The 21,846-nt window shown below is 69.2% G+C and carries 19 protein-coding genes; 10 read left to right on the top strand and 9 right to left on the bottom strand.

Annotated elements, in window-relative coordinates; translation table 11 throughout:
- The first annotated feature begins 83 nt into the window (after positions 1–83).
- From C6569_RS04940 to C6569_RS04925, 4 genes are all read left to right on the top strand, one after another.
- The gene (locus C6569_RS04940) at positions 84–1,184 is read left to right on the top strand and encodes a DNA topoisomerase IB (RefSeq protein ID WP_106747790.1); all 1,101 of its coding nucleotides are present in this window, start codon (positions 84–86) and stop codon (positions 1,182–1,184) included.
- A 111-nt stretch (positions 1,185–1,295) separates the two neighbouring features.
- Positions 1,296–1,511, top strand: coding sequence for a hypothetical protein (locus C6569_RS04935; RefSeq protein ID WP_106747789.1), 216 nt, complete (start codon positions 1,296–1,298; stop codon positions 1,509–1,511).
- Positions 1,511–4,051, top strand: coding sequence for a DNA ligase D (gene ligD, locus C6569_RS04930; RefSeq protein ID WP_106747788.1), 2,541 nt, complete (start codon positions 1,511–1,513; stop codon positions 4,049–4,051). The genes C6569_RS04935 and ligD overlap by 1 nt, the downstream gene beginning before the upstream one ends.
- Before the next feature lie 28 nt (positions 4,052–4,079).
- Complete coding sequence (locus C6569_RS04925; RefSeq protein ID WP_106747787.1) at positions 4,080–5,348, top strand: DUF2254 domain-containing protein; 1,269 nt, start codon at positions 4,080–4,082, stop codon at positions 5,346–5,348.
- Here the strand turns inward: C6569_RS04925 and C6569_RS04920 are convergent.
- Entirely contained in the window at positions 5,332–5,796 is a 465-nt protein-coding gene (locus C6569_RS04920) for a MarR family winged helix-turn-helix transcriptional regulator (protein ID WP_106747786.1), read from the bottom strand. The genes C6569_RS04925 and C6569_RS04920 overlap by 17 nt on opposite strands.
- A gap of 86 nt (positions 5,797–5,882) precedes the next feature.
- On the opposite strand from C6569_RS04920, the gene C6569_RS04915 reads away from it, so the two are divergent.
- From C6569_RS04915 to C6569_RS04895, 5 genes are all read left to right on the top strand, one after another.
- The gene (locus C6569_RS04915; protein WP_106747785.1) at positions 5,883–6,689 is read left to right on the top strand and encodes a crotonase/enoyl-CoA hydratase family protein; all 807 of its coding nucleotides are present in this window, start codon (positions 5,883–5,885) and stop codon (positions 6,687–6,689) included.
- Positions 6,690–6,777: 88 nt separating this feature from the next.
- A complete protein-coding gene (locus tag C6569_RS04910; protein WP_106747784.1) occupies positions 6,778–8,658 on the top strand; it encodes a feruloyl-CoA synthase in 1,881 nt (626 codons plus the stop codon).
- Positions 8,655–9,521, top strand: coding sequence for an amidohydrolase family protein (locus C6569_RS04905; protein WP_106747783.1), 867 nt, complete (start codon positions 8,655–8,657; stop codon positions 9,519–9,521). The genes C6569_RS04910 and C6569_RS04905 overlap by 4 nt, the downstream gene beginning before the upstream one ends.
- 90 nt (positions 9,522–9,611) lie before the next feature.
- Positions 9,612–10,598: a tripartite tricarboxylate transporter substrate-binding protein gene (locus tag C6569_RS04900; RefSeq protein WP_106747782.1), complete on the top strand. Its 987-nt coding sequence runs from the start codon at positions 9,612–9,614 to the stop codon at positions 10,596–10,598.
- 192 nt (positions 10,599–10,790) lie between these two features.
- On the top strand, positions 10,791–11,879 hold the full coding sequence (locus C6569_RS04895) for a TRAP transporter substrate-binding protein (RefSeq protein WP_106750903.1): 1,089 nt from the start codon (positions 10,791–10,793) through the stop codon (positions 11,877–11,879).
- 45 nt (positions 11,880–11,924) lie between these two features.
- On the opposite strand, the gene C6569_RS04890 is transcribed toward C6569_RS04895, so the two are convergent.
- The gene (locus tag C6569_RS04890; RefSeq protein ID WP_245898239.1) at positions 11,925–12,083 is read right to left on the bottom strand and encodes a hypothetical protein; all 159 of its coding nucleotides are present in this window, start codon (positions 12,081–12,083) and stop codon (positions 11,925–11,927) included.
- A gap of 62 nt (positions 12,084–12,145) precedes the next feature.
- Between C6569_RS04890 and C6569_RS04885 the strand changes: the two genes are divergently transcribed.
- The gene (locus C6569_RS04885) at positions 12,146–12,745 is read left to right on the top strand and encodes a DUF421 domain-containing protein (protein WP_245898238.1); all 600 of its coding nucleotides are present in this window, start codon (positions 12,146–12,148) and stop codon (positions 12,743–12,745) included.
- 26 nt (positions 12,746–12,771) lie between these two features.
- Here the strand turns inward: C6569_RS04885 and C6569_RS04880 are convergent, their stop codons facing one another.
- From C6569_RS04880 to C6569_RS04850, 7 genes are all read right to left on the bottom strand, one after another.
- The gene (locus tag C6569_RS04880) at positions 12,772–14,229 is read right to left on the bottom strand and encodes a sensor histidine kinase (protein ID WP_181313910.1); all 1,458 of its coding nucleotides are present in this window, start codon (positions 14,227–14,229) and stop codon (positions 12,772–12,774) included.
- Between the two features lie 155 nt (positions 14,230–14,384).
- Positions 14,385–17,309 (bottom strand): PAS domain S-box protein, encoded by a 2,925-nt coding sequence (locus C6569_RS04875; RefSeq protein WP_106747778.1) that lies wholly within the window; start codon positions 17,307–17,309, stop codon positions 14,385–14,387.
- Positions 17,310–17,677: 368 nt separating this feature from the next.
- Positions 17,678–18,049, bottom strand: a complete 372-nt coding sequence (locus C6569_RS04870) for a DUF427 domain-containing protein (RefSeq protein ID WP_106747777.1) — start codon at positions 18,047–18,049, stop codon at positions 17,678–17,680.
- 100 nt (positions 18,050–18,149) lie between these two features.
- Complete coding sequence (locus C6569_RS04865; protein ID WP_106747776.1) at positions 18,150–18,845, bottom strand: ABC transporter ATP-binding protein; 696 nt, start codon at positions 18,843–18,845, stop codon at positions 18,150–18,152.
- Positions 18,845–19,603, bottom strand: a complete 759-nt coding sequence (locus C6569_RS04860) for an ABC transporter ATP-binding protein (RefSeq protein WP_106747775.1) — start codon at positions 19,601–19,603, stop codon at positions 18,845–18,847. The genes C6569_RS04865 and C6569_RS04860 overlap by 1 nt, the downstream gene beginning before the upstream one ends.
- Positions 19,600–20,850, bottom strand: a complete 1,251-nt coding sequence (locus tag C6569_RS04855; RefSeq protein WP_106747774.1) for a branched-chain amino acid ABC transporter permease — start codon at positions 20,848–20,850, stop codon at positions 19,600–19,602. Before C6569_RS04855 ends, C6569_RS04860 begins: the two co-directional genes overlap by 4 nt.
- A complete protein-coding gene (locus tag C6569_RS04850; RefSeq protein WP_106747773.1) occupies positions 20,847–21,785 on the bottom strand; it encodes a branched-chain amino acid ABC transporter permease in 939 nt (312 codons plus the stop codon). Before C6569_RS04850 ends, C6569_RS04855 begins: the two co-directional genes overlap by 4 nt.
- Between the last annotated feature and the right edge of the window lie 61 nt (positions 21,786–21,846).

Raw genomic sequence — 21,846 nt, 5'->3', positions numbered from 1 at the left:
GCAGCGCAGCCGGCCCAGGAACCAGTTCCCGGCCGGCACGTTGGCCTTCGCGTCCCGTCGAGCGGCGCGCGTGAGCACATGCCATGGATCTCGTCTTCGCCGACCTCTCCGCCCCGGGCATCACCCGCCATCGGCACGGCAAGGGCTTCTCCTACAGGGACGGAACAGGACGGCGCCTCACCGAGGCCGCAACGCTGCAGCGGGTCAGGGCGTTGGTGATCCCGCCGGCATGGCGGGACGTGTGGATCTGCACCGATCCCGCCGGCCACATCCAGGCGGTCGGCCGCGACGAGAAGGGCCGGCGGCAGTACATCTATCATCCCGGGTTCCGCGCCGAGCGCGAGGCGGAGAAGTTCGAAAAGCTCGTCTCCTTCGCGCAGATCCTGCCGCGGCTGCGCCGGCGGGTGGCGGCCGACATGGCGCTGCCGGGGCTCGAGCGCGACAAGGTGCTTGCGACGGTGGTCTATCTCCTCGACCGCACGCTCATCCGCATCGGCAACGAGACCTATGCCCGCGACAACGGCAGCTTCGGCCTGTCGACGCTGCGCAGTGGCCATGTGGCGGTGGCGGGCTCGACCATCCGCTTCACCTTCAAGGGCAAGAGCGGCAAGGAGTGGCGCCTGGCGATCTTCGACAAGCGGGTGAGCCGGATCGTCCGCACCTGCCAACACCTGCCGGGCCAGCACCTGTTCCAGTATCGCGACAGGGACGGGGATCTGCGGGCCGTCTCCTCCGACGAGGTCAACGACTATCTGCGCCGCGCCGCCGGCGGGCCGGTCAGCGCCAAGGACTTCCGCACCTGGGCGGGCACGGTTCTCTGCGGCCTCGCCCTGTCGCTGGCCCCTCCCCCGCCGAACGAGCGGCAGTTGCGCAAGCAGTTGGCGAGTGCGGTCAGGGCGGTGTCGCAGCGCCTCGGAAACACGCCCGCCGTCTGCCGCTCCTCCTACATCCACCCGAAGATCTTCACCGCCCATACCGAGGGCCTGCTGGCCCGCTATGCCCGCCGCATGTCCCATGCGCTCGCCCCCGAGGGCAAGCTGACGCCAGCGGAGCGGGCGGTCCTGAAGATCCTGACGGGGACGGTCGACCAGAAGCGGGCCGAGGCTTCCGGCGGCGCGCCGAGGCCCGGCAAGGCGGGGGCCGGCGAGGCCCGGCCGCAGGAGCTGACGGCGCAGGCCGCCTGAGCCGGTCCGGCGGAGAGTGACGGAGCGTCCGCCTCGGGTTCCAAGGGCCGACGAGGGAACAGCCGCGGTCGGGTCGACGTTGGACAGGGGCCAAAGGACGAGGTGACGACGATGGACAACCGGGACAGACTGATCCTGGCGCTCGCGGCCCAGCTCCGCGCCGAGCGCCAGACACGGCAGGCCTTCGCGGAGGCGGTGAGGTCGGGGCTCGGACGCGAGGTCATGGTCGCCATGCTGGAAGACCCAGTCCCCGCCATCACCCAGCTCGACCTGCTCGCCGCCGACGCCGTCGCGGCCTCGGCACCGCATTATCCGCGGGCGGCCTGATGGCGAAGGCGCAAGCGGCCGACCGGCTCGGCGCCTATCGCCAGAAGCGCAACTTTGCCAAGACCCGCGAGCCCGATGGGCGCCTTGAGGCCGAAGCCGGCAAGGCGCAGGGCGGCAGTTTCGTCATTCACAAACACGCCGCCCGCAGGCTCCACTACGATCTGCGCCTCGAACATGACGGCGCGCTGTGGAGCTGGGCGGTGACGCGCGGCCCGAGCCTCGACCCCGACGACAAGCGCCTCGCCGTCCATGTCGAGGACCACCCGCTGAGCTACGGCGGCTTCGAGGGCACGATCCCTGCGGGCGAATACGGAGCCGGCTCGGTCATCGTCTGGGATCGCGGCCGCTGGACACCGGAGATCGACCCGGCCAAGGCCATGGCCAAGGGCCACATCGCCTTCACCCTCGACGGCGAGCGGCTGAAGGGCGGCTGGCACCTCGTGCGGCTGAAGCCGCGCAAGGGCGAGAGCCGCGACAACTGGCTGCTGATGAAGTCCAAGGACGAGGCGGCCTCCGACCGCGACATCCTGGCGGAGGAGCCGACATCGCTCGTTTCCGGCCTGACGGTGGAAGAGGTGGCCGAAGGCAAGCCGCCGAAGACGGCGCCTGGGACGAAGATCCCCGCCGGGAAGGCGGGTGCGAAGAAGCCTCCCGGCAAGGCCGCAGCCGGGCCCGCGATGAAGCGGAAGGTCGCGGCGCGCGCGCCCGCCTTCGTGCCCCCCTGCCTCGCCAGCCTCAAGGAGCGGCCGGCAGAGGGCAAGGGCTGGATCCACGAGGTGAAGTTCGACGGCTACCGCGTCCAGGCCGTGGTGGCCGGCGGGGAGGCGCGCCTGCTGACGCGCACCGGCCTCGACTGGACCGAGCGGTTCGGCGGCGACCTCGCCGCATCCTTCGGCGACCTGCCCTGCGAGAGCGCCGTGATCGACGGCGAGGTGGTGGTGCTGAACGATTCCGGCGTCTCGTCCTTCGCCGCCCTGCAGGCGGCGCTGTCGGAGGGGCGGCGGGAGAATATGGTCTACTACGCCTTCGACCTGCTGCACCTGGACGGCGAGGACCTCACCGGCGAGCCCCTGGTGGCCCGCAAGGAGCGGCTGGCGGCGCTGATCGAGGGCGCGGACCCGGCGCGGCTGCGCTACAGCGAGCATTTCGCCGAGCCCGGCGAGATCATGCTCGCCCATGCCTGCCGGATGGGGCTGGAGGGGGTCATCTCGAAGCGGCTCGACGCCCCCTATCACAGCGGCCGGCGCGGCGACTGGATCAAGGCCAAGTGCACCCGCTCGCAGGAATTCGTCATCGCCGGATACGTGCCCTCGAAAGCCCATTCGGGGCGCATCGGCTCGCTGGTGGTGGCCTATCACGAGGACGACGCCCTGAAGCACGCGGGCCGGGTGGGAACCGGCTACACGGGCACGGTGGCGACGGCGCTGAAGCGCCGCCTCGACGGGCTGCGCGCGGAGCGCTCGCCCTTCTCGGGCAAGGAGGGACGCCAGAAGGACGTCGTCTGGGTCGAGCCGACGCTCGCCTGCGAGGTCGAATACCGGACCTGGACGGCCGACGGCCTGTTGCGCCAGGCCGCATTCAAGGGACTGCGCGAGGACAAGCCGGCCGGCGAGATCGTGCGCGAGGACGCGCCCGCCGCCGATCCGGTGCAGGAGGAGAGGCCGAAACGGGCGAAGAAGGCGCGCGCGCCGGCCGCCCCCGCTACGTCGGTGGTGCTGTCGAATGCCGACAAGGTGCTGTGGCCGGACAGGGGCCTGACCAAGGAAGGCCTGCTCGCCCATTACGGCGCCGTCTGGGCGCGCATGGAGCCACTGGTCGTCCGCCGCCCGCTGAGCCTGGTGCGCGCTCCCGACGGCATTTCCCGCCACTCCTTCTTCCAGAAACACGCCTCCCCCGGCATGGGCAAGACCATCCGCACCGTGAAACCGAAGGGCGAGAGCGACGCCCTGCTCTATGTGGAGGATTTCGACGGCATTGCCGCGCTGGTGCAGATGGGGGTTGTGGAGATCCACGTCTGGGGCTCGACGATCGACGATCTGGAGCGGCCCGACCAGGTGATCTTCGACCTCGATCCCGGCGAGGGCGTGAGCATGGATGCGGTGCGCGAGGGCGCACTGGCGGTCCGTGACCGGCTGAAGGGCATCGGGCTCGAGAGCTTCGTCAAGCTGTCGGGCGGCAAGGGATTCCACGTGACGGTTCCGCTGACGCCGGCCGCGGACTGGGCGGCGGTGAAGGGCTTTTCCCACGACTTCGCCCGCGCCATGGCCGCGACCGAGCCGGGGCGCTACACCGCGACCCTCGCCAAGAAGGCGCGGCGCGGCAAGATTTTCATCGACTATTTGCGCAACGGTCGCGGCGCGACGGCGGTGGCGCCCTATTCCACCCGCGCCAGGCCGGATGCTCCGTTCGCCATTCCGGCGATCTGGAAGGACGTGGAGGGCGGCCTGGAGCCAAACGCCTTCAAGGTGGGCGACGCCCTGCCCGCGCGCGACCCCTGGACGGGTTTCAGGGCCGCGGCGCAGCCGCTGGCTGCCATATGAACAGCCAAGCGCAACGGGGATCGCCGTCATGATGTCGCGCTGGCAGTGGGTCCTGACGCTGTTCGCCCGCAAGCTCTGGATCCGCGTCAGCGTGATGGCGCTGATCGGCGTGGCGACCGCCGTGGCCGGTATCGTCTTCGCGCCCTATGTGCCGGACACCTGGACGATCAAGATCGGCGCCCAGGCCATCGACGGCATCCTCAACGTGCTGGCCTCCAGCATGCTGTCGGTGACGGTGTTTTCCATGACCACGATGGTCTCGGCCTATGGCGCGGCGACCAGCAACGTCACCCCGCGGGCGACCCGTCTGCTGATGGAGGACAACACCAGCCAGAACGTGCTCGGGACGTTCATCGGCTCGTTCCTGTTCAGCCTCGTCGGCATCATCGCGCTCAGCACGGGCCTCTATGGCTCCGAGGGGCGCGCCATCCTGCTCGTCGTGACGATCGGGCTGATCGCGCTCATCGCCATCACCATTCTGCGCTGGATCGATTATCTCGCCCGTTTCGGCCGGCTGGGCGAAACCGTCGCGCGTGTCGAGGATGCGACCTGGGACGCGTTGCGGACGCGACGCGAACATCCCCACCTCGGCGGCCGGCCGATGGACGATCCTCCGCCGCCGGAGGCCCGTGCGGTGTTCGGCAATACCATCGGCTACGTCCAGTATATCGACATGGCCGCGCTGCAGGAGCTCGCCGCCGACGGCGGGCTGACCATCTTCGTCACCGCGCCGCCCGGCGTCTTCGCCGATCCGGCACGGCCCGTCGCCAGGGTCGCCGGAGAGATGGACGACAAGGGCGCCCTTGCCGTGGCGCAGGCCTTCACCATCGGCCCGGAACGCACGTTCGACCAGGACCCGCGCTTCGGCCTCTGCGTGCTCTCGGAGATCGCATCGCGGGCGCTGTCTCCCGCGGTGAACGATCCGGGCACCGCCATCGACGTGATCGGGCGGGCGGTACGGCTCCTGGTGCGCTGGAATGGCTGCGACGGCCCCGAGGACGATGCCGACGTCGCCTGCGAGGACGTCCGGGTTCCCGCCATTGCGGTCGACGACATGTTCGACGACGTCTTCGCGCCCATCGCCCGCGACGGCGCCGGCACTCTCGAGGTGCAGTTGCGGCTGCAGAAAGCCCTCGCGAGCCTGGCGGTAGCGGATGCGGAGGTTTTCGGCGCCGCGGCGCGCCGTCATTCGGCCACCGCGCTGCGGCGGGCCGAGGCGGCGCTCACGCTTCCCGAAGAGCGGGATGCCGTCGCCGCCCTCGCCGCGGGGATCGGCGCCGTCAGGACGGCCGGCTGACGCTCGCCAGCCGCTGCAGCGGCTCCAGCAGCGCGTCGTACCGATCGGCGCCGAGATGATCTCGCACCCTGTCGATATGGGCCTGGGCGGCGGCGTGGAGCCGGGCGAGCAGCGCTTCTCCCGCCGCCGTCAGCGACAGGGCCACCGAGCGCCGGTCTGTCGGCGAGGGCGCCCTCAGCACCAGGCCGCGCGCCTCCATCCGGCGGATCAGCGGGACGAAATTGGTCTTCTGGATGCCGAGGGTTTCCGCCACCTGCGACTGGCCCGCACCGGGATTGCGGTCGATGACGGTGAGCACCGCATAGTCGGCCGGCGAGACGTCGTGCTCGGCAAGGCTCGGCAGGATATCGGCAAAGACGGCGAGCTGGGCCCGGCGCAGCAGATAGCCGACATGGCTGTCGAGAGGACCCAGATCCAGCGCCATCACCACCTCGGAAAACTGCGTCACCGTGTGCCGATCGGTAAAGGCCCCGCCCCATTGACACAAGCGCGGCGGCGGAAAATAGTTATCCTCAATAACCAAAAACGATTGCCATGGGAGTGGCGCCCTTGTCTGTCCTGTCCCCCTGTCCCGGCCTGTCGGTTCATGCCGAGGGTGCCGTGGCCGTCATCCGGCTGTCGCGGCCGGCCAAGCGCAACGCGCTCAACGAAACCATGGTGTCCGGCCTGTCCAGGGCCGTCTCTTCCCTGCCGGCCGAGATCCGGGCGGTGGTGATCCACGGCGAGGGTGAGCATTTCTGCGCCGGGCTCGACCTCGGCGAGGTCGACGGCGAGCCGGACCTCGCCGCCGCCATCCAGCATTCCCTCGGCTGGCACCGCGCCTTCCAGGACATCCAGTACGGACGGGTGCCGGTCATCTCGGTGCTGCACGGCGCCGTGGTCGGCGGCGGGTTCGAACTGGCCGCCGCGACCCACATCCGCGTCGCCGAGCGCTCGGCCTTCTTCGCGCTGCCCGAGGGCCAGCGCGGCATCTTCCTCGGCGGCGGCGGATCGGTGCGCATTCCGCGGCTGATCGGCACGCCGCTCGTCCAGGACATGATGCTCACCGGCCGTTCGCTCTCCGCCGAGGAGGCGCGTGCGGCCGGCGCCTGCCAGTATCTGGTGGAGGACGGCGCGGGTCTCGCCTTCGCCATGGACCTCGCGCGCAAGGCGGCGGGCATCGCCGACATGACGCGCTTCGCGGTGATCCATGCCCTGCCCCGCATCGCGGAGGCCGACCCGCATATCGGCTACCTGACCGAGGCGCTGATGGCCTCGACCGCCCAGACCACGCCCGAGGCCAAGGCCCGCGTGCGCGACTTCCTCGCCAAGAAGGCGGCGAAGGTCGCCCGCCCCGGCTGATCGGTCGGGCCGGCCGCCGGCCCGTCCCAGTGCATTCCCTGATACCATCGCCTCGTCCCGCCGCAGTCGGCACCCCCGGAGGCCCCCGATGTCGCGTGTCGCCCCTCGCCCGATGCAGGCCGCCGATGGCGGCTGGCACAGGCTCGGCCGCCTCGATCCCCTGGTGGAGGACCGGGCGGACGGCACGCGGCTCGTCACGGTGCGCCAGCAGCTCGCCCCCTATCCCCGCGCCCTTCCCGACCGCCTCGTCCATTGGGCGGCGGCGGCGCCGGACCGCACCTTCCTTGCCGAGCGCGGACCGGACGGGGCCTGGCGCCGGCTGACCTATGGCGAGGCGCTGGGGCAGGTGCGGAGCCTCGCCGCGGGCCTGCTGCGCCATGATCTCTCCGCCGAGCGTCCCGTCGCCATTCTCTCCGGCAACAGCATCGACCACGCGCTGATGGCCCTCGCGGCGATGATGGTCGGCGTGCCCTATGCGCCGATCTCGCCGCCCTACAGCCTGGTGGCGCGGGATTTCGGCAAGCTCTCCTACTGCCTCGACCTACTGACGCCGGGCCTCGTCTTCGTTGCCGAGGCCGGGCCGTTCCGGGCGGCGCTCGCCGCCGTGGCGAGGCCGGACCGGGTGGTGGTGGCCGCCCGCGGAGCGGAAGCCGCCGGAGCCCTTCCGCTCGCGGAGCTGGCGGGCGATCCGGCGGATCCCGCCGTCGATGCCGCCCATGCCGCGATCGCGCCCGACACCATCGCGAAGTTCCTGCTCACCTCCGGCTCTACCGGCGAGCCGAAGGCCGTCATCAACACCCAGCGCATGCTGATGGCCAACCAGGTCATGCTGGAACAGTGTTTTCCCTTCCTGGCGGAGACGCCGCCGGTCTTCGTCGACTGGTTGCCGTGGAACCACACCTTCGGCTCGAACCACAATTTCGGCATGGTGCTGACCCACGGCGGCACGCTCTTCCTCGACGAGGGCAAGCCGGTGGCGGCGGGCATCCTGCCCACCGTGCGCAATCTCAGGGAAATCGCGCCGACCGCCTATTTCAACGTGCCGAAGGGCTATGAGGCGCTGCTGCCCCACCTCCAGGCGGATATCGCCTTCGCCCGCCAATTCTTCAGCCGGCTGGAAATGCTGTTCTACGCCGGGGCGGGCCTCGCCCAGCCGGTGTGGGACGGGTATGTGGCGCTCGCCCGCGAGGTAGCAGGCCGCGACGTGCCCTTCGTCACCGGGCTCGGCGCCACGGAGACGGCGCCCTCCGCCATCATGAACCTGCGCACCACGGGACAGGCCGGCGCCATCGGCCTGCCCATGGTGGGGGTGACGCTGAAGCTGGTTCCCGCCGGGGCGAAACTCGAAGCACGGGTGAAGGCGGAGACGGTGACGCCGGGCTACTGGCGGCGGCCGGACCTCACCGCCAAGGTCTTCGACGAGGAAGGCTTCTACTGCTTCGGCGATGCGGTGGCCTATGCCGATCCGGCGGACCTGTCGAAGGGCTTCCTGTTCGACGGACGCCTGTCGGAGGACTTCAAGCTCGCCACCGGCACCTGGGTCAGCGTCGGGCCGCTGCGCCACGTCCTGAACTCGGCCCTCGATCCGCTGATCCGCGACACCGTCGTCACCGGCCACGACCGGGACGAGGTCGGCGTGCTGCTGGTGCCGGACCGGGAGGCCTGCGCCTCGTTCACCGGGCTCGCGGCCGGCGACCCGGGCCTGCTGGCTCACGAAGCGCTGAGGGCGGAAGTCACGCGCCGTCTCGCCGGCCTCGCCGCGGCCGCCACCGGCTCGTCCAACCGTGTCGTCAGGGCGATGATCCTCGACGACCCGCCCTCGCTCGAGCACGGCGAGCTCACCGACAAGGGCTCCATCAACCAGCGCGCCGTGCTCGCCCGGCGGCCGGCGCTGGTCGCGAGCCTCCATGCGGCGGCGCCGCCGGCCGGCGTCATCGCCCTCGATATCCGTGCAGGAGAGACCCCATGAAGGTCGACGATCTCGTCGCCATCGACATCCACACCCATGCCGAGGTCTCCTGCCGGCAGGAGCCCGATCCCTACTGGGCGCCCTACGAGGAGGCGGCGGGCAAGTATTTCAAGGTCGGCAAGCGGCCGACCATCGCCGAGACCATCGCCCACTACAGGGCGCAGAAGATCGGCCTCGTGATGTTCACGGTCGACACCGAGACGCAGATCGGCAACCGGCGCATCCCCAACGACGAGATCGCCGACGCGGCGCGCGACAACGCCGACATGATGATCGCCTTCGCCTCCATCGACCCGCACAAGGGGCGGCTCGGCGCGCGGGAGGCCGAGGACCTCATCAAGGGCGGCGTGGTCAAGGGCTTCAAGTTCCACCCGACCTGCCAGGGCTTCTACCCCAACGACCGGATGGCCTATCAGCTCTACGAGGTGATCGCCCATCACAAGATGCCGGCGATCTTCCACACCGGCCATTCCGGCATCGGCACGGGCATGCGCGGCGGCGGCGGCATGCGGCTCAAATATTCCCAGCCGATCCACGTCGACGACGTCGCGGTGGACTTCCCCGACATGACCATCGTGCTCGCCCACCCGTCCTGGCCCTGGACCGACGAGGCCCTGTCCATGGCCCTGCACAAGCCCAACGTCTACATCGACCTGTCCGGCTGGATGCCGAAATACTTCCCGCCGCAGATCGTCCAGTATGCCAATGCGCAGTTGCGCACCAAGATGCTGTTCGGGTCGGATTTTCCGCTGATCGCGCCGGAGCGCTGGCTCGCCCAGTTCGCCGAGGTCGGGTTCAAGCCGGAGGTGCACGACCTGATCCTGAAGAAGAATGCCATGCGGGTGCTCGGTCTCGGCTCGTAGAGCCGGCCCTGCAGGAGGAAACGCCACGTATCGTGCGGTCCGACCGGCCAGGAGAAGCCGGCGCGCCGCCGCCACCAGAGGGAGGAACCCATGACGTCCTTGAATCGCCGCCGCATGCTCGGCCTTACCGCCGCAGCCCTGACCGCTTCCACCCTGCCCGCCCCGGCGCAGCTCGTCCGCGGCAACGGGCGCATCCTCGTCGGCTTCCCCGCGGGCGGGCCGACCGACACGCTGGCGCGCCGTCTGGCGGAGAGCCTGAAGGGCTCGGTTGCCGACAGCTTCGTGGTGGAGAACCGGCCGGGAGCCGCCGCCAAGATCGCCATCCAGGCCATGATCGACTCGCCGCCCGACGGCCGCACCATCCTGGTCAGCCCGGACGCGATGTTCACCATCTATCCGAGCGTCTACAAGAAGCTCACCTACAATGCCGCCACCGACGTGACGCCGGTGACGCCGGCCACCTACGCCGTCTTCGCCCTCGCCGTGGGGCCGATGGTGCCGGCGGAGGTCAAGGACGTGGCGAGCTTCGTCGCCTGGGCCAAGGCCAACCCGACGCGGGCCGCCTTCGGCTCGCCGGCCGCCGGCTCGACCCCGCATTTCCTCGGCGAGCTGCTCATCGCCGCCGCCGGAATCCAGCTCCGCCACGTGCCCTATCGCGGCTCCACCCCCGCGATCCAGGACCTGCTCGGCGGCCATGTCGCCTCGACCATCACCCCCATCGGCGACTATGTGCCGCATGTGGGCTCCGGCGTGCTGCGCGTCATCGGCGTGTCGGACCGTGAGCGTTCGGCCTTCCTGCCGAACGTGCCGACCTTCGCCGAGCAGGGCTTCGCCCAGGTGGTGGGACGCGACACGTTCGGCTGCTTCATGCCGAAGGGCACGGCTCCGGCGCTGGCGGCGCAGATCGCAGCCGCCGTGGCCGAGGCGGTGAAGGTGCCGGCCACCCGCGACACGCTGCGGGCGGTGGGCCAGGAGCCCTTCACCATGTCGCCGCCGGACTATGCGGCCTATCTCGACCAGGCGCGCAAGACCTGGGAGCCGATCGTCAAGGCCTCCGGCTTCTCGCTGGAGGAGTGATCCTCCTTCGCGGCGGGCAGGCCAGCAGTCGCGCCCGCCGCATATCACATACGACGCCCGCGTATTGTCCACGCATGTCCTCCATTCGCTGAGGCCATGCCGGAAGGCGCGGGCCAGGCGCTAGTCTCGCCCGACGGGGACAACCCCGCGATCCGCAGCACAATCACAAACGCGGACGAGATGGAGGAAGACATGAAACGCAGGACATTCATGGCCGGCGGCGCTGCAGGCGTCGCCGGGGCGGCGGTCGCGGCGCCCGCCATCGCCCAGACCATGCCGGAGGTGAGCTGGCGCTGCGCCTCCTCCTTCCCGAAGTCGCTGGACGCCCTCTACGGCCCGCTCGACACGATGACGAAGCAGATCGCCGAGGCGACCGACGGGCGCTTCAAGATCCAGTGCTTCGCGGCGGGCGAGATCGTCGGCGCCTTCCAGACCCTCGACGCGGTCTCCGCCGGCACGATCGAGATGTGCCAGTCGCCTGGCTACTACTTCGTCGGCAAGGATCCGGTGCTGGCGCTGATGGCGGACGTGCCCTTCATCATGAACGTGCGCCAGCGCAACGCCTGGCTCTACCAGGGCGGCGGCCAGCAGCTCGTCAACGACTACGTGAAGAAATACAACGTCCATACGGTTCCGGGCGGCAATACCGGAACGCAGATGGGCGGCTGGTTCCGCAAGGAGGTCCGGACCCTGGAGGACCTCAAGGGCCTCAAGTTCCGCATCGCCGGGCTCGCCGGACAGGTGGTGGCCAAGCTCGGCGTCGTGCCGCAGCAGATCCCCGGCGGCGACACCTATTCCTCGCTTGAGCGCGGTGTGATCGATGCGGCCGAGTGGGTCGGGCCTTACGACGACGAGAAGCTCGCCTTCGTCAGGGTCGCTCCCTACTACTACTATCCCGGCTTCTGGGAGGGCGCGCCGACGGTCCATTACTGGATCGGCACCGAGAAGTGGAACGCCCTGCCGAAGTCCTACCAGCAGATCTTCAACAACGCGGCAGCGGCCAACAATCTGGACATGACGGCGATCTACGACGCCCGCAACCCTGCCGCCCTCCGGCGTCTGGTGGCGGCCGGCGCGCAGCTCCGCGCCTTCAGCCCGGAAATCCTCGACGCGGCCTACAAGGCGGCCAACGAGATCTATGACGACCTGTCGAAGAGCAATGCCGACTTCAAGCGGATCTACGAGCACCTGCGCGCGTTCCGCAACGAGGAATATCTGTGGTGGCAGGTGGCAGAATATTCCTTCGACACCATGATGCTGCGGCTGCGGCAGCGCAGCTGACGCCCTCGGGATGCGCCGCAGGCCGGCGCATCCCCCCTTTCCTGCCTAGTCTTCGCGCGGCGGACGGCGGTTCGCCGGTGTATCCTTGTACTCGTCGACCTGGACGCCCTTGCTGTCGAGGCTCTGGCCCGGCCGCCTCTGGGCCTTGTCACGGTTGCTGAGGATGTCGTCCTTCCGGACCTTCTCGTCCTCGAGCTCGGTCATCGCCCCGGTCCCGCTGCTCTGTCCTCCAGCCATGTGCTGCGTCCTCCCTGGGCGCCGCGGTCATGCGGCGCCTTGCTGAAAGGGAACGTCCGCCGCGCTCCCGGGGTTCCGGTGGCGAGCCGGGCGCCGCAACCGTCCGGGCGACAAGGCGGCGCATGCCGGCCGCGCGGAGGGACTCGATGGATTTCGGCGGCATGATATTCCAGAACTGGTCCGGCATCGTCCGGACGATCATCGTCGGGACACTGGCCTATGCGACCCTCGTCATCTTCCTGCGCATTTCAGGCAAAAGGACCCTCGCCAAGCTCAATGCCTTCGATCTCGTGGTCACCGTCGCCCTGGGCTCGACGCTGTCGGCGATCCTGCTGCAGGAATCGGTGGCGTTGGCCGAGGGGGCAGCAGCCCTCGCCCTGCTCATCCTGCTGCAGTTTCTCGTCACGTTCTCCTCGGTCCGCTCCGATCGGTTCGCCTCTGCCATGCGGTCCGAGCCGGCGCTTCTGGTGCGAGACGGGGAGTTTTGTCCCGGCGCGATGAAGCGCCAGCGGGTCACACAGGACGAGGCGCTGAGCGCGATCCGGGCCGCCGGCGGTCGGGACGTCGAGGAGGCGGAGGCGGTGATCCTCGAGAGTGACGGAACGCTCAGCGTGGTGCTGCGGTCGTAACGCGGCCCGAGCCGGTCGGGCGGTGGCTACAGCTTGGCGAAGAAGCCGTCGGGGTCGGGGGGGCGCAGGGACGGGCCGAGCGCCAGCATGGTGAAGGTCATGCCGGAGGGCGGAAAGACGACGGAGGTGGTGGCGTCGAAATCGGCGGCGAGCACCCGCGAGACGAGGTGCAGGCCGAAGCCGTGGCGCGCTGGCTCCGAACAGGGAGGACCGCCACTCTCCTGCCAGGAGAATTCGAATTTCGGCTCCCCCTCCGGCTCGTGGATCACCCAGCGGATGTCAACACGGCCCCCCGGCTGCGACAGCGCCCCGTAGCGCCGGGCATTGACCGCCAGTTCGTGGACGGCGAGGGAGAGGGACAGGACCTGCCGCGAGCCGAGCGTGACGTCGGGCCCCTCCACAAAGAACCGGCCGCCCTGGGTCTGAAACGGCTGGACGGCGGAGGTGACGGCGCCGCGCACCGTTCCCGTCGCCCAGGTCTGCGGCGCGAGGATGTCGTGGGCGCGCGCATAGGCACTGATGCGGGCGCGCAGCGTCGCCAGCAGCTCGTCGTTGCCGCGGTTGCGCAGCGTCTGGTTGACGATGCCGGTGGTCACCGCGAGCGTGTTCTTCACCCGGTGCTTCAGCTCGTGGTTGATGAGGGTCAGGTTCTTCTCGGCGATGGCATGGGCGGTCACGTCGTGACCCTGGACGAAGATGCCGGAGATCTGGCCGTCGTCCTCGATGATCGGCTGGTAGATGAAGTCGAGGACGAAGTCCTGCCGTGTCCCCTCCCCGTCGACCAGCGTGAGCGGGACGCGACTGCCGACGTGGGGTTCGCCGGTGCGATAGACCTCGTCGAGCCGCTCCAGGAAGCCCTGGGCAGAGGCCTCCGGAAGGGCGTCTGCGACGGTCCGGCCGGTCAGCGGGCGATCCCCGACCAGGGCCCGGTAGGCCGCATTGGCGAACTGCACCACATGCTGCGGGCCGATCAGGATCGCGATGAAGCCGGGCGCTTGCTCGAAGAGCTGTTGCAGGCGCTCCGACTGCTGGCGGATGCGGTTGGTGAGGCGCTGCCGGGCCGTGACCTCCTGGCAGGAGAGGACCACGCCGGCGACGGCCCCGCCCGCGATGACGGGCGAGAAGCCGTAGGTCCACCAGAGGCTGCGCCGCATGCCGTGCCGGGTGATCTGGACGAGCTGTTCCTCGTTCCAGCGCGGCTCCCCTCCCCCGATGACATGGGTCACCTGCGGCTCGAAGGTTTCCCAGATCTCGCCCCAGCTCTCGCGCGCCGCCCCGGCGAAGGCGGCGGGGTGGCGCTCCGGGCCCATGAGGGAGGCGAAGGCGTCGTTGTAGATCTGCAGGAGATCGGTCCCCCACCAGACCATCATGGGCTGCGGGCTCGCCAGGACGAAGGCGGCGATGACCTTCAGCTCGGCCGGCCAGTCCGCGGGCGGGCCGAACGGGGTCGCAGCCCAGTCATGGCTGCGCATCAGCGCGCCCATCTGACCGCCTCCGGCCGGAAAATGGTGATCCTCAGTCATGCGTACCCGGCACCCGATCAGAGATGATCAACGGTTGCAGGGCAGCGAGGTTCCCGCGGAGGCCGGCAGTGCGGCGGGGCGCGCCGCGGCGGGAGGAGCCGGACAATCACGCCTCCTCAGCGCACCTGCCGCAGGGCGCGCTCCAGCGCTTCCACGAGCATGTGATCGTCATAGGGCTTGGGCAACTGGACGAAGCCGTCGCCACCGGCGGCGGCGCTGTCGTCGCCGGAGGCGATGATGACCGCCGTGGCCGGGTAGCTCACCCGCACCTCGGCGGCGAAATCCTTGCCCGAACCGTCGGGCAGGTTGACGTCCGCGATCAGCACGTCGAACCGGGCCGAGGCCATCTTCTGCCGCGCCTCGGCGACCTTACCAGCCTCGGCAGAGCTGTGGCCGAGATCCTCCAGCATGTCGACAAGGGCCATGCGGACGAGGGCCTCGTCCTCGAGCAGGAGCAGGCTGAGCCGCTCGCCCGCGGCGAGTGCGGATGCGGGCTCGTTGCGGGGCGCTTCGGCCGGCCGGTCGCGCCGGCTGCGGGCCAGCACCTGGCGTACCTTCTGGGCGAGTTCCTCGCGCGTGTAGGGCTTGCTGAGGAGTTCCACCCCTTCGTCCAGCCGACCGCCGTGGACGATGGCGTTCTGGGTGTAGCCGGAGGTGAAGAGCACGGCGAGATGGGGCATTCGGATCTGCGCCTTGCGGGCCAGTTCCGGGCTCCTGAGCTTGCCAGGCATTACCACGTCGGTGAACAGGAGGTCGATGGCGAGACCGCTCTCGACGATGGCCCAGGCGGCGTCGGCGTCCTTGGCGGTGAGGACGCGATAGCCCAGCTCGCCGAGCAGCTCGACGGCCGTCGTGCGCACGGCCTCGTCGTCCTCCACCACCAGGATGGTTTCAGAGCCTCCCTCGGCCTTGCCGTCGGTCGCGGGGGCGGCGACGACGTCCTCCTCGCTGACGTCGCGGGGGAAATAGAGGCGAACCGTGGTGCCCTCCCCCGGCTCGCTGTAGATCTGGATGTGGCCGCCGGACTGTTTGACGAGGCCATAGACCATGCTGAGCCCGAGACCCGTGCCCTGCCCCTCCGGCTTGGTGGTGAAGAAGGGCTCGAAGACCTGCCCGATGATCTCCGGCGGAATGCCCGTTCCGGTGTCGGTGACGGCGAGAACGACGTACTGACCGGGCTTCACGTTCTCGAACTGGCGGGCATATTTCTCGTCGAGATAGGCGTTGCCGCTCTCGATGGTCAGCTTGCCCTGGCCGCTCATGGCGTCGCGGGCGTTGATGGCGAGGTTGAGGAGGGCGTTTTCGAGCTGGGCGGGATCGACCAGCGTGTTCCACAGGCCGCCGGAAATCACCGTCTCGATCTCGATGGATTCGCCGAGCGCCCGGCGCAGCAGGTCGTCGAGACCCCGCACCAGGCGGCCGAGATTGACGACCTTGGGGGCCAGCGGCTGGCGCCGGCCGAAGGCGAGGAGCTGGGCGGCGAGCTTGGCACCGCGGTTGACGCCGGTCAGGGCGAGGTCGAGCCGCCGCTCCGCCTTGGCGTTGCCGGCGAGGTCCTTCTGCAGGAGCTGGAGGTTGCCGCCGATGATCTGCAGCAGGTTGTTGAAGTCGTGGGCGATGCCGCCGGTGAGCTTGCCGACCGCCTCCATCTTCTGCGACTGGCGAAGCTCCGCCTCCGCCTTTTCGCGCTGGGCGATCGCCTCGTCCACCTTGGAGTGAAGCAGTTCGTGGAAGGACGCCAGCGCCTCGCGGCTCTTCAGGTCCTCCGCGATGTTGCGCACCTCGATGACGGTGCCGATGGGTGTGCCCGCCTCGTCGCGGATCGGCGAGGCAGTGTAGCCGACCGGATAGAAGTGGCCGTCCTTGTGGATGAAGACGTCCTCTCCCTGGACCCGGCTCCGGTCGGGGAACGCGCGGTCGATGGCACATTCGCAGAGCGGAAAGGGGCGGCCGTCCGGATAGGTGTGGTGGATGACGTCGTGCAGGGGCCGGCCCTGCGTCTCGTGGAAGCGGAAACCGGTGAGCTTTTCGGCCGCCTCGTTCATGAAGGCGCAGTGCTGGCGCTCGTCCATCATGAAGACCGCCATGCTGGTGTTGTTGAGGATGGCGTTGAGGCGGCGCGTCGTCTGCCTCAGGGCCTCCTCGGCGGCCTTCCGGGAGGAGACGTCTTGAATGGCTGCGAAGAAGACTCTTTCGCCGCCGAAGTCGAGAAGCTGAAGCTTCACGTCGACGTCGTAACAGGTGCCGTCCTTGCGGCAATGGACGGTCTCGAAGTCGAGGCGGGGAACCGCGCCGCTGAGGAGCGGGTCCACATAGGCGATGAAGTCCTCGCGGGAGAATTTCGGCTTGAGGTCCCAGGGCGTCTTGAGGCGCAGTTCGTCCAGCGTGTAGCCGAGATTGTCGCGCGCGCCCTTGTTGACGAGGATGAACCGGTAGGTGGCGACGTCGAAGATATAGACCTCGCTGGCCGATTCCTCGACGATCCGTCCCAGCCGCTCGTTGACCGATTGCGAGACGGTCCGCTCGAGATGGGCTCCGATGCGCGTGGCATAGAGCTGAAGGACTTGCCGCAGAACGGGCGTCTCCTCCATCGGCGCGGTGTGGACGAGGGCGACGAGACCGATGGCGTCGCCGCGGGCCGAGCGCAGCGGCGCGCCCCAATAGGCCTCGGCCCGCATGGCAACGAGGAGCTCGTCCTGGGGATACAGCGCGGTGACGCCGCGGGGATGGAAGCAGGCCGCTTCCGCCAGGATGTCGGCGCAAGGCGTGCCGGCGAGGTCATAGGTGAAATTGGGCCGGCGCTCCCCGTCCTGAACGACGGCGACGGTCCGCGCCCGCGCGAGCGACCGCTCGTCCACCACGGAGACCAGGGCGCAACTGACGCCGAGATCGCCGGCCAGGGCCTCGAGGGCGGCATAGAGGTAGTCGTCACCGGTGATATGGGCGATGGACGCGAGCCTCGCTTCGGCCCTCCGGAGGTCAGCCTCACTGTCCGTAATGGGTGGGAGGGGCCTCGCATCCGCGGCTTCGTGATCGCTCATTCTGCCTCACCATGCCTGCTCGCGCGCACCGGCCCCCGGACCGGTCGGTCCCATCTAAAGCCCTTCTTCGGTCAATGCCAACGTCGAGTTGCCGCATCGTGACGCACCAGGGCAGGTCACGGCCCGTCCGGTGTCGCAATAGCGGAGGATGCCACTGTCAGGGCGGACGGCTCGGCGCGTCCGGAGCCCTGCCGTGCGAGGGCAGCGCTGGGGGATGGCCGTGGCCAGCCTCTCGCCGAGGATCTCGAAGGCCGCATCGAGGGCAAAGGAGCGACGACAGCCCATGGGCAGCGCCCATGCGCGGCCGACGCTGGTATTTCGCCACCAGACCGGGACGGAGGTCGATGCGGCTCCACGCGCCCGCGCCCTCAGACCACCGTGCCGTCGGCGGGAACAACCTCGATTGCGACCTTGGTGCCGTCGAAGATGGCGCAGCGGCCAAAACGCGCGAGGTCGGGAGCGGGCTCGTCCAAGGTCCACATCACGGCGTCCTCGGCCCGGCCGGCGGCCGAGACGCGCCAGACTCCCATCCGGCCGCGGGCGGGGTAATCGACCATGGCGTCGGTGCGGGAGAGGTAGTCGAAATAGACGTCGTCGAAGGGGATCAGATAGAGTGGCCCCTTCTCTGCATCCTCCATCACCGCCGCCCCGTTGGTCGAGGCGAGCATCGTGTCGAGGAAGCGGACGTGGACCGAACCGTCGAAGGTCCGAACGCCGCCCTGAATATCCGTCGCTGCCATGTGCCGGCCCTCCTCGGAGAGAAACGCCGCGGCGCGCCCCCCGTTCCCGCAGGGGGCGGCGACAAGACCTCGGATCGGGCCCTGCCCGTGCCGCGCCGGCCTAGACCTCCAGCCACTGCTGGCGCACGACCTCGTTGGCCTTGAGGTCGGCGGGCGTGCCCTCGAAGACGATGCGGCCGTGGCCCATCACATAGACGCGGTGGGAGATGTCGAGGGCGATGGAGAGCTTCTGCTCCACCAGGAGGATGGCGACGCCGCGGCGGGCGATCTCGGAGATGAGTTCGCCGACCTGGCGGACGATGAGCGGGGCGAGGCCCTCGGTCGGCTCGTCGATCATCACCAGGTCCGGGTCGCCCATCATGGTGCGGCACATGGTGAGCATCTGCTTCTCGCCGCCCGACAGGACGCCGGCCGGGGCGTCGGCGCGCGCCGCCAGGTTGGGGAACATGTCGAGCGAACCCTGGATGGTCCAGCGTCCCTCGCGGGCCGCGTCCTTCATGCCGAGCATCAGGTTCTGGCGGACGGTCAGGTCGGGGAAGATGTCGCGGTGCTCCGGCACATAGCCTATGCCGAGACGGGCGATGCGGTGGCTCGGCAGGCCGGCGATGTCCTTCCCCTTGAAGCGGACCGTGCCCTGCGGGCGCACCTCGCCCATGATCGCCTTGACCGTGGTCGAGCGCCCTACGCCGTTGCGGCCGAGCAGGCTGACGACCTCGCCGGCGCCGACCGCGAGGTCGACGCCCTGCAGGATGTGGCTCTTGCCGTAATAGGCGTGGAGATTGGAGACCTCCAGCATCAGGCCGCCTCCTCGCCGAGATAGGCCTCGCGCACCTTTCGGTCGGCCCGGATCTCGGCGGGCGTGCCGGAGGCGATGATCGCCCCGTAGACCAGCACGGAGATGCGGTCGGCGAGACCGAAGACGACGCTCATGTCGTGCTCCACGATGACCAGGGTCCGCCCCTCCGTGACCTTGCGGATGAGCGCCACCGCCCGCTCGGTCTCGTGGTGGCTCATGCCGGCGGTCGGCTCGTCCAGCAGGACGACCTTGGCGTCGCCGGCGATGGTCACGCCGATCTCGAGGGCGCGCTGGTCGGCATAGGAGAGGAGGCCGGCGGGCGTGTCCCGCACCGCCGCGAGCCCGATCAGGTCGAGCACCTCCTCGGTGCGCTGCTCCACGTCCTTCAGGCCGGACATGAAGCGCCAGAAGACGTAGCGGTAGCCGAGGGCCCAGAGTGTCGCGCAGCGGACGTTCTCGTAGACGCTCATGTTGTGGAAGATGTTGGTGACCTGGAAGGAGCGCGACAGGCCGCTGCGGTTGATCTGGAAGGGGCGCGTGCCGTCGGCGCGGATGCCGTTGATGTGGATGCTGCCGGACGAGGGCGGGAAGGCGCCGGAGATCAGGTTGAACAGGGTGGACTTGCCCGCCCCGTTCGGACCGATGATGGCGTGGCGCTCGCCGGCCGGAATGTCCAGAGAGACGTCACGGATGATCTGCGCCGGGCCGAAGTTCTTGTGGACGTTGCGCAGGCTGAGGGCGATGGCAGGCTCGGTCACGGCGTCGCCTCCTTCAGGCTGAGGGCCGCGCTCAGGGTTCCGCGGCGGCGCCAGCGGACGGCCACGACGAGGATGGCGAGCCCGACCGCGACGATGACGAGGGCGGCGATCCAGCTCGATGCGGCCTGATGGTGGAACTCTTGGCCGAAGAGGAGCACGGGATCGCCGTCCTCGCGCACCCGGTAGGCCATTTCGACGAGGAGCACGGTGCCGGTGAAGGCGACCACGGCGCCGGCGAGGCCGAGGAGCCAGCCCGGCGCCTTCTCCGCGAGTTCGCCGCGGCGGACGACCCCGAGGACATGGTGGACGACGCCGCCGATCCCATAGGGCGCGAACATGACGACAACGACGAACATCAGGCCGAGATAGAGCTGCCAGACCTTGGTGAAGTCGGAGAGCATGGACTGCATGATCGAGATCAGCACGGCGCCGATGATGGGGCCGTAGAAGACGCCGATGCCGCCGATATAGGCCATGAGCAGGACCGCACCGGAATTGATGGCGCCGAGCTTCTCCGGCGTGATGATCTCGAAATTGACGGCCGAGAGCGAGCCGGCGAGCCCGGCGAAGCCGCCGGAGATCAGGAAGACCATGTAGCGGACCCGCTGCGGGTCGTAGCCGATGAAGGAGACCCGGTCGGGGTTGTCGCGCACCGCATTGGCGAGACGGCCGAGCGGCGTGCGCGTGAAGGCCCACATGGCGAGGACCGAGACGAACATCCAGAAGGCGATGAAATAGTAGACGTTGAGCTGCGGCCCGAGCGAGAAGCCGAGGATGTCCGGCCCGGCGGCCCGGTCGCCCGAGATGCCTTCCTCGCCGCCGAAGACCGACACGAACATCAGGCCGGAGGCGGCGATGAGCTCGCCGACGCCGAGCGAGATCATGGCGAAGGCCGTGCCGGAGCGCCGGCAGGAGAACCAGCCGATGACGGCGCCCGCCGCCATGCCCGCCATGAAGCCGACCAGCGGCAGCGCGGCGACGGGGATCGGCAGGCCCTGGGACTTGATCGCAGCCATCATGTGGATGGCGGCATAGCCGCCGAGGCCGAAATAGACGGCGTGGCCGAAGGAGAGCATGCCCGCCTGTCCCAGCAGCATGTTGTAGGCGAGTGCGAAGACCACCCAGGAGCCGATCAGGTTCATCAGCGTGATGGAGGGGCGCGAAGAGAAGACCATCGGCAGGATGGCGAGGATCACGGCGAAGCCGATCCAGACCGCAAGGGTCCTGAACGTGGAGGCGGAGGTCATCCTTCGCGTGCTCCCATGAGGCCGCGGGGCCGGAAGATCAGCACCAGCACCAGAATGAGGAAGGGCAGCATCGGCGCGATCTGCGCCAGAGTGATGCGGCCGAGGTCGGAGCGGTTGGAGACGGCGATGCCGATCCGGGCGAGGAAGTCGGAGAGCGAGGCGTCGACGGCCACGGCGAAGGTCTGGATCAGCCCGATCAGCAGCGATGCGACGAAGGCGCCGCCCAGCGAACCCATGCCGCCCACCACCACCACGACGAAGACGATGGGGCCGAGGGTCAACGCCATGGCGGGGTCGGTAACCAGCAGCGCACCGCCCACCACGCCGGCGAGGCCGGCCATGGCGCTGCCGACGGCGAAGACGCCCATGAAGACCAGCGGCACGTTGTGGCCAAGATGGCCGACCATGTGGGGATGGGTCAGGGAGGCCTGGACGATGAGGCCGACGCGGGTGCGCTTCAGGAGCAGCCAGAGCACCACGAACATGCCGACGGCGACCGCCATCATGAAGATGCGCAGCGCGGGGTAATGGGTGTTCCAGAGGGTGAAGAGCGGCTGCTGGAGCACGGCGGGAGGGGTATAGGGCAGCGGGTTCTTGCCCCAGACGAGCTTGACGATCTCTTCGATCAGATAGGCCAGCCCGAAGGTGAAGAGCAGTTCGGCGACATGGCCGTTGCGGTGGACGTGGCGGAGGCCAAAGCGCTCGACCGCCGCGCCGAACAGGCCGACCAGCAGCGGCGCCACGACGATGGCGATCCAGAAGCCGGTGACCGCCCCCACCGTGTAGGCGAGATAGGCGCCGAGCATGTAGAAACTGGCATGGGCGAAATTGAGCACGCCCATCATCGAGAAGATGAGCGTCAGGCCGCTCGCCAGCATGAACAGCAGCAGGCCATACAACAGCCCATTCAGCGTGGAGAAGACGATCGTCTCCATGCGCGGGACCCTCCGGAATGTGCGGAATGGACTGCGGCGGGCCTCGGGGACCCGCCGCAGC

Origin of the sequence: Phreatobacter cathodiphilus, from assembly GCF_003008515.1 — a bacterium.
Classification (GTDB): Bacteria; Pseudomonadota; Alphaproteobacteria; order Rhizobiales; family Phreatobacteraceae; genus Phreatobacter; species Phreatobacter cathodiphilus.
The sequence above is the reverse complement of the archived record's forward strand: the minus strand, read 5'-3'. Positions and strand labels throughout refer to the sequence as shown.